An 11,810-nucleotide genomic window follows, 5' to 3' on the forward strand; every position below is an offset into this window, starting at 1 on the left:
AGAGCGGGGATTAAAAGAGACCTGCTATTGCCTGCATCATGTTCGAGAATCCCTCTCCGATGACCACTGCGGGATCGACCCCAAGGACAGGGAATATGAAGAGGAAGTAGGCAATCGTCCCGATCGTGCTTCCAACGTTCGCGAGAGCCGCGACAAGCACGACCCGGAATAGCGGTATCCGTCGCATCTCGGAGAAGGTCTCGGCCTCCATGATCTGCCTGACCTCTCCAGTGGCAGGTTTCCTGATCTTTGCCTCAACGATGGCCGCAAACCATCCCGCCGCAAGAAGCGGGTTGAGCGAGGTCATCCAGGAGACGGCAAACGCCGTGACGGCCGAGAGTGGGTGCCCCCCGGCGAGAACTGTGAATGCGGCGCTCAGGAGACCGTTGATCAGGAACCAGTAGACGACAGCAGTCAGCAGGATGTCCAGTCCCAGACCGGAGAAGGCTATCGCGGCGATAAGGAGAGCGAAGAGGATGGTGACCACTGCTCCAAAGATCTTTGCCCACGGCAGCCCTTTTTTCACCGCCGCGGTCAGGTCAGAAAGTGGCGGCAGGGTCTCCCGGGCGTCAAGGTAGCGCTGCACCCCCCTGATGTGTCCGGCACCGATGACCGCCAGCACACGATCGTAGCGCTCGGCAAGCATCAGGATCTGGTGGGCGAGGTAGGCGTCCCGCTCGTCGATCAGCGCCTGAGCGCCCCGCGGCGAGAACTTCCTGAACTCCTCCATTGCGACACTCACAACATCCTGATCCGTGAGTTCGTCGATCTCAAGTTCTTGTTTATCGACGCTCACAAGCGAGTAGAGGAGCGCCCATATGAGCCTGACCCTCTCCCTGATCCCCATCAGACCCCAGAACCGGGAGAGCGTGATCCGGATATCGCGGTCGATGAATGCCACAGGTTTCTGGTGGGCGCGTGCCTCCTCGATAGCTGCGAGCATCTCGGCACCGGGTTTCACACCGGTCTCAGCGCCGATCCGTTGCTGGATGTATGTGAGTATCCACTGGATCAGGATCTGGCCGAAGTTCCCGGCCTTCAGGATCTCCGTCACCGAGGGTTCAGCCGTCTCCTCGGTGAGTGAGATGAACCTGCCCCGGTCAAGTTCGACACCCACGATATCGGGCTGGAACTCCTCGATGGTCGACCTGACCTCCTCGACACTCTTCTGTGAGACGTGCGCCGTCCCGACGAGACGGATCTCAGCCATCGAGCACCTTCATGCCCTCACTATCGATCACGACCCTTTTCCCCGGTGGAATCTTCGTTTCCTGAAAGATTGAGCGGATCTCTGCCTCCTCTTCGGCCTCGGCGGCCTGACGCCTGTGGAGATCGGCCGCAGCATCGCGTACAGCGCAAGATATGGGGGCGCCGAGACCCGGACATTCCGAGACCATCAGTTCGTCGTCGAGCAGCATGAAAGGGTAGGTGCGGCAGATCCAGGGCCGGTGCTCATAGATGGAGCACCGGCCATCCTTGAGGAAGATACACGCATCGGCCGTTCGCCGGAGGCACCAGGCGAGGGTGTACTCACCGCCGTTTCCCCCACTGATGAACTCGGGGTAGGGCTCAACAACCTCTTCCCTGCTCATCCCGGTAGCAGTCATGATCTCACGGAGTTCAGCGGCACCCACCAGCACAAGGTTTGAGTCTTCCCCGACCCTCCGGCAACAGTTGCCGCACTCTCTGCAGCAGAAGCCTATCGACCTGAGTTGTTCTGCGATCTCATCTATTCCAAGCATATCCTGTCAAAATTCTCAAACAGAAGTCGGCCGTTAAAGGTATGGCTGACTTCCGGGTGCCACTGGACCCCGTATAGGCGTTCTTCTGTGGAGACCATGGCCTCCACATCGCAGATGGCCGATCTTGCAAGCCGGACAAAACCCTTCGGCACCACCGAGACCTCGTCTGCGTGCGATGCCCATACCTGCATCCTCTCCGGGTAGCCCTGCAAGAGGGGATCCTGCTCCAGGATCTCCACCTCGACCGCACCAAAACCCCCGCTTGCACCCCGGCGGATCGCGCCTCCACGGGCTGTTGCGATGATGTGCAGACCGAGGCAGATCCCGAGGACCGGGAGATCGAGGTCGAGGTAGTCACCGGCGAGACCGGCGCGTTCCAGGGTGGGTCCCCCGCCAAGGATGATGCCACGGCAACCGCTGGCGACCTCGTCGGGCGGCGTCATGTTCGAGATCATCCTGGCCTCTATATCCATATCACGGAGTGTCCGGTGGATCAGGTGGTTAAACTGTCCATGGTTGTTGACCACATAGAGTGGAAGCATTGCTTAATTACTGGACGTAAAAGGGTAATAGTCCTTCCTCAGGCATACTCCCGGACGAAATCGAATACTTTTCGGGAGATCTCCTCCGGGCTGTGACCCATGAGGTATGCGAGCATCAGGGCTCCGCCGGCACCCGTCCCTTCCTTCACCTCGCCGATACAGTATCTGGCGAGTCCTGGATGGCCGATCTTATCGAAGTTCGGGTCGACGTAGTAGGCGGTGGTGCCGACCTCTGCAACGGAACGACCGAACCCTGCAGAGGGGTCATCCCTTACATAGACCGTTGTCGCAAGGGGCGGCACCCTTATCCCGAGGGCTTTCATGATGGCCGCAACGGCCAGCATCTGGGTTCCGCCGGCAAATATTATCTCACCGGAGTATGTGCTCGCGATCCCCGCAGCGACGGGCATCATGGGGTCGCCAGCGGTGCGGAGGATATCCATGGGCTCCTCCGCCCCTGTCTCTTGAATCCTGGCGAGAACCTCACGACAGACGGCCTCTTTCAGGTCAATAGGGTTTTTTGGAAAGGCGCTGCTGACCGATGCGTCGTATCCGAGCGCCCGCAGGACGCATAGGGCGGTGGTCGTCCCGCCGGGGACGCATTCGCCGAGCATCAGGAGGTCGCTGTAGTGCGAGAGAAGCCGGCCGATCCTCTCTCCCCGCTCAAAGAGTAGCGCTGCATCCGGCACCGCATCTTCACGGCGGGGATCGCCACCTGGTCTCCCGTAGACGTCCAGACAAGGGACTGTGGGTGTGTGCACAAGCCCGGCGTTGATGAAGATGGGGGAAAGCCCGGTCAGCTCCATCATCGACCTGGTTATGGAGGCTGGTGTCGGGCACCCGGTTGGGGTGTTAGGTCTGGCCGGCATGCTTGTGATCGCGCCGTTCGTAATGAGTTCTGCATCCAGGATCGGCGTTAACAGCGTCTTCTCCGGTGTTGGCCCTGCACCAGAGATACCGGGAACGGTTGATAGAACAGTATTCCCAAGTACCACCGCCATCATTGGGTGGCGAGGCCGGATCCCGGGGTCTTCGGAGAGGAAGTAATGAGACATTGTGTAGAGAATATGTGCTGCTGGATAGAAGAGGTTGCTGTCGCTCTCGACCATCTGGAGAAGGCTGAAAGGCTGGTAGCCTCAAGGATATGCCGGTTTGATACCAACTGACAAATACTTTCCAGCCCCAATACCTCAACAATGTTTGAGATAGAGCAGAGACTGGAAGGGAAGGGTATCCTGCGCGGGGATATCGTCGCTGCGGCGATGGAACTCTATATTCCCCACGGCATAGATAAGGATGAAGCCACACGCAGGCTTGATGCGAAGATCGGGCAGGCTTTCGATGACCCAAACGTATCCTCACTCCTCCTCGGCGCCCTCCTGCTCGAGGACGAACTTTATACCCGGCGGGAGAACTCGGAGATCGCTGACGACCCCGTCTTTTTGCTCTCGGACGAAATAATCGGGATGGCCATCGCCGAGGTGATTGGAGGAACTTACGCGCGGTTTGAGTTCACACGCTACGACCAGAAGAAACCGGGGATCTTACGTGAACTTGGGCCGTTCCTCGACGACGCCGTCGCAGGACTGATCGCGGGTTGCACATCGCGCCTCTACAGCGAGTCGATGGGATCGGTGTGAGATCGGTTCTTGCCCTGCTGCAGTTCTGTACCTCCCTCCCTCTCGGGAGACCGGTCGAGTTCGAGCACTTCGCTCGCCGCTCATACCTCTACCCCCTTGCCGGTTATCTCATCGGTGGGATAGCGGCCATTGTCACGTGCTGGATAACTTCGCCCACTGTGGGAGCGGCCGTCGCCATTGCCGCGGTGCTCCTCCTCTCCGGTTGCAACCACTTCGACGGACTGCTCGATCTCGGGGACGGGCTTATGGCTCACGGCGGGCGGGAGAAGAGGATCGCAGCCATGACCGATCGGACGACCGGGACGGGCGCCGTTGCTGCAGGGATTATGGTCACCCTCCTTGCATTTTCCGGACTCCAGGTCGTTGCGAACATTCCTCTAACCATACTTGCCGCCGAGGTCTGTGCAAAGACCGCGATGTCCTGGCTCACCACTCTCGGTGCACCCTTCCGGGAGGGCATCCATTCTTATCTTCACGGGTTTGCAAAACCCTGGTTTCTGGTTCCGGCATTCCTGCTCACCTTGCCCCTCTTCCTGATGCCGTTGCCACGTGCGGCTCTTGTGCTTGCCCTTGCATCAACCGCCATAATCACTGCACTTATGCTTCTGCTCTCACGGCGGGTCTTTGGCGGGGTAAATGGAGATGTCGTCGGGGCATCAAACGAGATAGTCCGGGCTGTTGTTATACTCCTCATTGCTCTCGCGTGACCATCTTTTTTTATCCTGGCGTCATCTACTACTTTAGAATGATGCAGGAACAGACCCTATACTCCCGGGGAGGGATCATCACCGAACGGGATGCAGACTATGCAACGGTGCGGGTTCGGATTCCGGCAGGTGTTCTCTCCGCGGCGCAGGTCAGGCAACTAGGAAAGATCAGTGAGAAGTATGGCGATGGCACGCTCCACCTCACCATGCGCCAGACGTTGGAGATCCCGCACGTAAAACCCGAGAATTTTGAAAAGATTGCAAAAGCCCTTGAGAAGAACGGGACACCGCTCGGTGCGGAGCAGAACGAGGTTGTCAACATCATGGCCTGCCCTGGTACGGAACGATGTAAGTATGCTAACTGCGAGACTATCGACCTTGCCCGAAAGATCGACGAGCGGGTCTTTGGGAAGGTGCTCGCGATCAGGCTTCGTATTGCCATATCCGGTTGTCCCTACATGTGCAACAGCCCACTGTTAAATGACATCGGAGTTATCGGCAGGATCCGGCCTCTGCGAATTCCCGGTCTCTGCACTGGCTGCGGTACCTGTGTGGAGTACTGCAAACAGCACGCCATCGCTCTTAAAAACGGTGTCTCGGTTCTTGATGAGAGCAAATGTGTCCAGTGTGGCGTTTGTATCCATTCCTGCCCGTACCAACTCCTGAAATCAGAGTATGATCATTACCAGATCACGGTCGGCGGTCGACGCGGGGCCTCTCCAGCTGTTGGGCGGGAACTGGTTACAGTCGAGACCGCTGAGGAGGTGGTCGAGGTGGTCGAGCGGATCGTTTACTGGGTCTATCGGAGTGCCTGGAGTGGCAGGCCGCTGGCCGATCAGATGGACGAGATCGGCTACGATGCGTTTGCAGAGGGGATCCGAAAAGAGTTCGGGCCGAAACCCGCAGAAGAGAAGCAGTAACAGCAGAAACCGATAGATGTACCGATATGGAAAGGAGCGGCCGTGGGCGCTAACTCCTCCTATCGGTAATACATCGAGGCGAATCCCTCTCCAGCGTCGTCCTCACATTCGATCTCGGTGCCGTCCCGAACGAGGGAGTTAAACATCATGGCCGCGTTTAATAGGTTTTCGTCCGGGTTTGAGCCATGTCGGACACCACTCAGCGCCTGACGCTGCGGTGTCGGGATCGTCCGTTTACCCACCCGGACACCGGCACAGTAGCGACAGTAAGCACAGTGCGAGTAGACCGAGACCTCTCGCCCCGCGCAGGTTACCGTCACCCTGTCCTTTGCCTCATCACGATGAAACTCAAGTAACTTCATGGTATGAGAAACATGGACTCTCCAGAAATAAGATTCTGTCGACTGTCATGGTTTTTGAAGGATGGGCGCTACTGGCGCGCATAGAAATGCTTTATATGGTATACGTCACACGTATAGGTTACTCGCATAAGCAGGCTGTTTGAGCTGACAGGCCTATATGAGTGGAGGATATAATCTATGGCAGTTGAAAAGCCCCACATAAACTTAGCAGTTATTGGACACATCGACCACGGAAAGTCTACCACCGTAGGTCGGTTGCTCTTTGAGACCGGAACCGTACCGCCCCACATCATTGAGACCTACAGGAAAGAGGCCGAGGCCAAAGGCAAGGGCTCGTTTGAGTTTGCCTGGGTTATGGACAGCCTCAAGGAAGAGCGTGAGCGTGGCATCACCATCGATATCGCTCACAGGCGGTTCGACACAGACAAGTACTACTTTACTGTCGTGGACTGTCCGGGTCACCGTGACTTCGTCAAGAACATGATCACGGGCGCATCTCAGGCGGACGCCGCCCTTCTGGTAGTCGCCGCACCAGACGGTGTGATGGAACAGACCAAAGAGCACGTCTTCCTGGCCCGTACACTCGGGATCAACCAGTTAATCGTTGGTATCAACAAGATGGATGCCGTCAATTACGACGAGAAGCGTTTCAACGAGGTCAAAGCGGAGCTCTCCCAGCTGCTCAAGATCGTTGGCTACAAACCCGACAATGTCATCTTCATCCCGATGAGCGCGTTCAAGGGCGACAACATCTCAAAACCCAGCCCGAACACTCCCTGGTATAAGGGCCCGACGCTTCTTGATGCGCTTAACATGCTCAGCGAACCCGAGAAGCCCACAAACCTTCCTCTGCGCCTTCCCATCCAGGATGTCTACTCCATCTCCGGTATCGGGACCGTGCCCGTCGGCCGTGTCGAGACCGGTGTCATGAAGAAAGGCATGAAGGTCAGTTTCATGCCTGCTAACAAAGAGGGAGAGGTAAAGTCGATCGAGATGCACCACGAGGAGATCCCCGAGGCGCTTCCAGGTGACAACGTAGGGTTCAACGTCCGCGGTATCGGCAAGGGTGATATCCGCCGTGGTGATGTCTGTGGCCCTGCTGACGCACCGCCGACCGTTGCAGAGGAGTTTGTCGCACAGGTTGTTGTGCTTCACCACCCCAGTGCTCTGACCGTCGGTTATACGCCGGTCTTCCACTGTCACACCGCCCAGATCGCATGTACATTTGTCGAGCTCCAGAAGAAACTCGATCCCCGTACCGGTCAGGTCAAGGAAACGAACCCCACCTTCCTCAAGACCGGCGATGCTGCAATCGTCAAGATCAGGCCTACCCGTCCAATGGTCATCGAGAAGGTCAAGGAGATCCCGCAGCTCGGGCGGTTTGCGGTCCGTGATATGGGCTCGACCATCGCGGCAGGCATGTGCATCGACATTACGCCGAAACAGATGAGATAAGAAGATTCCTACATTTTTTGGTGGTTGTAGATGCAGAAGGCCAGAATACGTCTTTCAGGAACCGACTTTGAGAAGATCGAGATGGTCTGTGATAGGATCAAAGAGATTGCAGAGCGTACCGGCGTCAATCTGGCAGGTCCAATCCCATTGCCCACAAAGAAACTTGTGGTACCCACCAGGAAGAGTCCTGATGGTGAGGGTACTGAAACCTGGGACCGCTGGCAGATGCGGGTGCATAAGAGACTCATAGACATCGATGCCGACGAGCGTGCGCTGCGTCAGTTGATGCGCATACAGGTTCCAAAAGATATCGGTATTGAGATCGTTCTGGAGAGTTGAGGGGGCGCGGTGTGAAAGCCGCTGCGTTCACGGCGAAGGTCCGTGAACAACTCTCATTCGAGGTGGTCTTCCTCCTCATATTTCTGGCCACAGTTGCCCTTCGTTTTTACTCGCTTGATTTAAAGCTTTTTCACCACGACGAGGCTGTCCACGCGTGGTTTGCCTACAAACTCCTGACAGACGGGACGTATCTATACGATCCCATGTATCATGGGCCGTTCCTCTACTACGCGACGGCCGGGGTCTTCTCAATCCTCGGTGACTCCGATCTCACAGGAAGGCTCCTACCTGCGCTTTTTGGGTGCCTGGTTGTCCTCCTGGTTTACCCCATATACTGGCTCGGCTACCTGGACAAGAAACAGACCCTGGTAGCAGCGCTTTTTCTCGCGTTATCGCCGAACATGGTCTACTTCTCGCGGTTCCTGCGAAACGATATCTTTATAGTCTTCTTTACGATGCTGCTCCTTGTCGCTCTACTCTACTACTTTGAGCGGGGGCAGACCAGGTATGCCCTGCTCGCCGGAACAGCGATCGGTCTTGGGATGTCTGCCAAGGAGAACATGCCCATCGTTATCCTGATCTTCGGGGTATATCTCATCTACCTTATCTGGACCGGGAAGGTCCGGTTCCCGGCCCACTGGATCAGGGACTTTGTGCTCGGGGTTTTCGTCGCGGTCGCGATTGCGACGGTTTTCTACTCCTCGTTTGGCGCTCATCCTGAGATGGCACTGGACTGGTGGCTTCGGGCCATCGAGCACTGGACGGCGATGCACGAGATGCAGCGTCTTGGCGGCCCACCATACTTCTATCTCCTCCTCTTTATCCTCTACGAGGTACCGATCCTGATCCTTGCCATCGTGGGGGTTCTGCAGTTTGTCGATGTTGCGGGCATGATCTCCAGGTGGAGAGAGCGGAGAGGGTGGAGAGGTATGGAGAGACCAGGTGAGACGGGGATAACCGATCCTGACGAAGAAGAGATCCCCGAATCTATGCCCCCGCCACCGGAAGTGGCGCCTCCGGGGTTGAGGGGACGGTTTCGCGAGATAATCTCCGGGGTCGGGGAGATCCGGCCGATAGATCGGCAGAAGGAGTTTGCAAGGTTTGCCATATTCTGGATGCTTCTATCGCTTGCAGCATACGCCTATATTGGGGAGAAGGTACCCTGGCTGATCCTCCACCAGCTTCTGCCCATGATCTTCGTTGCGGTCTATCAGATGACAACTAAGAAGGCGATAATTGCTGTCGTAGCGAGCATCTTGCTGGTCGCGATGACTTTTCACGTGGCGTTCACACCGGCGGACATAAACGAACCCATAGTCCAGGTCCAGAACTCAGAGGACCTCCGGTGGCTCTTTGCAAAGATCGATGCCGCTGACCGTGTGGCGGTCGCGACCGACTCATACTGGCCGCTGCCCTGGTACTACCGGGGCGATCGGAGCTCAAAACTTGCTTACTACAGCCAGAAGGTTAGCGAGGAGACGATATACAACGGCGACTTTGACCTTGTTATCACCCACGACGCTGATACCTATCCGGCGCTCGAGGGTTACGTGAAAGAAACATGCCGGTTGAACTACTGGTTCTCGTACGATGAGAATAAAGACAGGTTGCTTGCCTACTACTTCTTCAGGGACGGAAATGTTGGAAGCAGAATACTGGAGGTCTTCTCGAAGGTTCCAGCAGGGACAACCACCTGATGCACTTCCTCCTTAGGGACATTTTGCAAAGGATGTGAGAAGAAGGTGTGCCTGGTCAGGCGTATTATCCAAGTTCGTCCCAGCGCCTTCTCTTCCGGAGTAGCACCACACCAACTACGACAAGAACTACAACAACAACACCGATGCCGATGTAGAGGAGGAAGTCTCCACTGAGACTGAACCCCTCACCGATCTTCTGCCGTAGCGCGGTTGCATCTGCCAGTGCCTCATTTGCTTTTTTCAGGCCGTCAGTTGCCTTTGAGCGCGCCATTTGGTAGTTCCCGGCATTCAGGTAGTCCTGGGCCTGGGTATAGAACTGGACAGCGCTCTCACGCTTGGTTATGATGGCAACCACCTGCGGGTCGCTGCCCATGGATCGGTTCTCGACAAAGTAGTTTATCATCCCATCAAGCGATTCGATTGCCGCACCGGTATCGGCGACCGACTTCTCCGCCCATGCTTTGTCCAGGAGTTCACTTGCCTCGTCGATATTCGACTTCGCCGTGTTGATGTAATTCATGGCCTGTGCCGGCCCTGCCGAGGCGGCGCTGGTGAGCGCACTGCTGGCGGCACTGTACTTTGCCTGAACTGCAGATATGTCCACACCCTCTGCAGCCTTCGCATCCATATCGGCCTTCAGGTCTTTGAGGCGCTGCTGCTGTAAAGCAAGCGCACCCTCGATATCGGCTGCACTCACGACCTCGCGTGTCACTGTGTGGGTGTCTCTCACCTCGGTGCCACGCAGGTGCTCGATCTTGATTACCAGAACCTGCCCGGTTGTGCTCGAGGGGACGGTGCCGCGCAACTGGATATCTAGTTCGGTATTGCCTTCACCGTATGAGATCTCAAACTCCGTCAGTACGGGGTAGTAGCCGGTTTTTTTGGTGGTGTAAACGGCAATCCCATCGCGATATACGGCGATGTCCCAGCTTGGATTCTGCAGTCCGGTGCTCAACTCGAATGTCTCATCGCTCAGGTCCGTGGTGACCATATCATAGGTAAGCACGTAGCGTGCGGTCACCTGCTGTCCTGGCTCGAGTGGCCCGGTTGCAGGGTTGATTGTCTCAGTTTTGATGGTAAACGCCGATGCCGCCTGCACGACAAAGAGTAGTGCCAGCAGCAGGATAAACCACCTGACGATCTTTGCGATCTTCATAACACCCCTTCTCCTTACTCAAACAATGGCTCAATGCCGTCATCAAACATGGTCGTACGCTTCTCCTTTGATTTCAGGACTTCTTCCTTTGTGGATTTTGCAGTCTCAAGCAGTTCTGTGATCCGTGGAGCATTCCCGATCGTTGCGAGGACAACCACCGCAGCGATGTAGTCGCTCTGCACCGGGTAATCCCCACCACGCACCTCGACGCCGGCGATGTTCTCCTCGACCCAGCTCTTTGACTTCTCCACACCCTTGCGGTCCATCTCCTCTGGTGGGCCGGCGAGAAGGACAAGAGCCCGCTCGGCCGTAGAGTAGTCGCAGGGAAGGGTGAGACGCCCGAGCATGGCACGTCTGACAAGAGCTATGATCTTTGCTGACTTGTCCTCACCCGTCAACACCTGCTCGCTCTTCTCCTTCTTGTTGCGCGTCAGACCGGCGAAGAGACCCTTGCTCTGCTGCTTGGCGCGCGGATTGACCTTTTCGCTGATGGCGTAACCGACAGAGCTGATACCCCCGCCCCGGAGGGTATTGATGATCTCGCTTGAGTCCACGACCATCTCCCCGACGCCCGCTTTGCCGACCTCACCTGCCCGGAAGAGCACGCCAAACCGCCGGACGATCTCGTCATTCAGCCTGGAATAGGCGTCCTTGACGCTCTCACCCTCGTTTTTCCAGGCGCTGTTATCAAAGATGAATGTATTGTCCGCTTCGTTCACCAGGGTGCTCAGGGAACGGGCAGCGTTATACGAGTATAGTCGGCCTTCTTCGGGGGCGGGCAGGATGCCGATCGCGTAGACCGGTTCCCGGTATATGCGCTTTAAGTGGCGGGCCAGGACAGGCGAACCACCGGAACCGGTTCCGCCGCCAAGACCGGCTACAATGACAAAGGCGTCTATATCGTGGGTGCCGCGTGAATCTATGGCATTTATTATTGAATCGATCTCATCGGCGGTCACCCGCGCGCCGGTCACGTTGTCGGTACCTACACCGTGACCTTTCACAACCGTTTGACCGATAAGCAGCCGGTCTTTGAGCTCGATATTCTTGAGCCCCATCAGGTCGGTCCGCGCTGTGTTTACCGCGATGCCCCTGAAACTCTGGGTCTGAGATCGTTTGTCCTGTTCTATGAACATATCGACGATCTTGCCCCCGGCCTGGCCGAATCCTATGAAGAAGACCCTCATTCTACTTTCACACCCTCATATTGCCTGATTAAATATATCCATGCTTATGTATAAAGACCATGC

Annotated in this window: 13 protein-coding genes; 6 read left to right on the plus strand and 7 right to left on the minus strand. The window is 56.6% G+C overall.

The window, feature by feature from the left end; translation table 11 throughout:
* Window positions 1-10: 10 nt before the first annotated feature.
* From QMC91_RS00365 to cobT, 4 genes are read right to left on the minus strand one after another with little or no spacing between them, the layout of a single operon-like run.
* A complete protein-coding gene (locus QMC91_RS00365) occupies window positions 11-1,210 on the minus strand; it encodes a TraB/GumN family protein (RefSeq protein WP_300233758.1) in 1,200 nt (399 codons plus the stop codon).
* On the minus strand, window positions 1,203-1,742 hold the full coding sequence (locus QMC91_RS00370) for a YkgJ family cysteine cluster protein (protein ID WP_300233759.1): 540 nt from the start codon (window positions 1,740-1,742) through the stop codon (window positions 1,203-1,205). Before QMC91_RS00370 ends, QMC91_RS00365 begins: the two co-directional genes overlap by 8 nt.
* Window positions 1,730-2,284, minus strand: coding sequence for a GMP synthase subunit A (locus tag QMC91_RS00375; RefSeq protein WP_300233762.1), 555 nt, complete (start codon window positions 2,282-2,284; stop codon window positions 1,730-1,732). The genes QMC91_RS00370 and QMC91_RS00375 overlap by 13 nt, the downstream gene beginning before the upstream one ends.
* A 38-nt stretch (window positions 2,285-2,322) precedes the next feature.
* The gene (gene cobT, locus QMC91_RS00380; RefSeq protein ID WP_300233764.1) at window positions 2,323-3,339 is read right to left on the minus strand and encodes a nicotinate mononucleotide-dependent phosphoribosyltransferase CobT; all 1,017 of its coding nucleotides are present in this window, start codon (window positions 3,337-3,339) and stop codon (window positions 2,323-2,325) included.
* Between the two features lie 141 nt (window positions 3,340-3,480).
* Here cobT and QMC91_RS00385 point away from each other — a divergent pair, with 141 nt between their 5' ends.
* From QMC91_RS00385 to QMC91_RS00395, 3 genes are read left to right on the plus strand one after another with little or no spacing between them, the layout of a single operon-like run.
* The gene (locus QMC91_RS00385; RefSeq protein ID WP_300233766.1) at window positions 3,481-3,924 is read left to right on the plus strand and encodes a phosphatidylglycerophosphatase A; all 444 of its coding nucleotides are present in this window, start codon (window positions 3,481-3,483) and stop codon (window positions 3,922-3,924) included.
* A complete protein-coding gene (gene cobS, locus QMC91_RS00390; RefSeq protein ID WP_300233769.1) occupies window positions 3,921-4,631 on the plus strand; it encodes an adenosylcobinamide-GDP ribazoletransferase in 711 nt (236 codons plus the stop codon). Before QMC91_RS00385 ends, cobS begins: the two co-directional genes overlap by 4 nt.
* Window positions 4,632-4,672: 41 nt before the next feature.
* Window positions 4,673-5,551: a 4Fe-4S binding protein gene (locus QMC91_RS00395; RefSeq protein ID WP_300234115.1), complete on the plus strand. Its 879-nt coding sequence runs from the start codon at window positions 4,673-4,675 to the stop codon at window positions 5,549-5,551.
* A gap of 59 nt (window positions 5,552-5,610) precedes the next feature.
* Here the strand turns inward: QMC91_RS00395 and QMC91_RS00400 are convergent, their stop codons facing one another.
* Window positions 5,611-5,913: a hypothetical protein gene (locus QMC91_RS00400; RefSeq protein ID WP_300233770.1), complete on the minus strand. Its 303-nt coding sequence runs from the start codon at window positions 5,911-5,913 to the stop codon at window positions 5,611-5,613.
* A 177-nt stretch (window positions 5,914-6,090) separates the two neighbouring features.
* Here QMC91_RS00400 and tuf point away from each other — a divergent pair, with 177 nt between their 5' ends.
* From tuf to QMC91_RS00415, 3 genes are read left to right on the plus strand one after another with little or no spacing between them, the layout of a single operon-like run.
* A complete protein-coding gene (tuf, locus tag QMC91_RS00405) occupies window positions 6,091-7,368 on the plus strand; it encodes a translation elongation factor EF-1 subunit alpha (protein WP_300233772.1) in 1,278 nt (425 codons plus the stop codon).
* A gap of 30 nt (window positions 7,369-7,398) precedes the next feature.
* On the plus strand, window positions 7,399-7,707 hold the full coding sequence (rpsJ, locus tag QMC91_RS00410; protein WP_300233773.1) for a 30S ribosomal protein S10: 309 nt from the start codon (window positions 7,399-7,401) through the stop codon (window positions 7,705-7,707).
* A complete protein-coding gene (locus tag QMC91_RS00415; RefSeq protein WP_366944340.1) occupies window positions 7,704-9,404 on the plus strand; it encodes a flippase activity-associated protein Agl23 in 1,701 nt (566 codons plus the stop codon). The genes rpsJ and QMC91_RS00415 overlap by 4 nt, the downstream gene beginning before the upstream one ends.
* Window positions 9,405-9,468: 64 nt before the next feature.
* On the opposite strand, the gene QMC91_RS00420 is transcribed toward QMC91_RS00415, so the two are convergent.
* Both QMC91_RS00420 and QMC91_RS00425 read right to left on the minus strand, forming a co-directional pair.
* Complete coding sequence (locus tag QMC91_RS00420; protein ID WP_300233775.1) at window positions 9,469-10,560, minus strand: hypothetical protein; 1,092 nt, start codon at window positions 10,558-10,560, stop codon at window positions 9,469-9,471.
* 14 nt (window positions 10,561-10,574) lie between these two features.
* Window positions 10,575-11,747, minus strand: a complete 1,173-nt coding sequence (locus tag QMC91_RS00425) for a tubulin/FtsZ family protein (RefSeq protein WP_300233777.1) — start codon at window positions 11,745-11,747, stop codon at window positions 10,575-10,577.
* Between the last annotated feature and the right edge of the window lie 63 nt (window positions 11,748-11,810).

The organism is Methanoculleus sp. (genome assembly GCF_030019085.1).
Lineage (GTDB): Archaea > Halobacteriota > Methanomicrobia > Methanomicrobiales > Methanoculleaceae > Methanoculleus.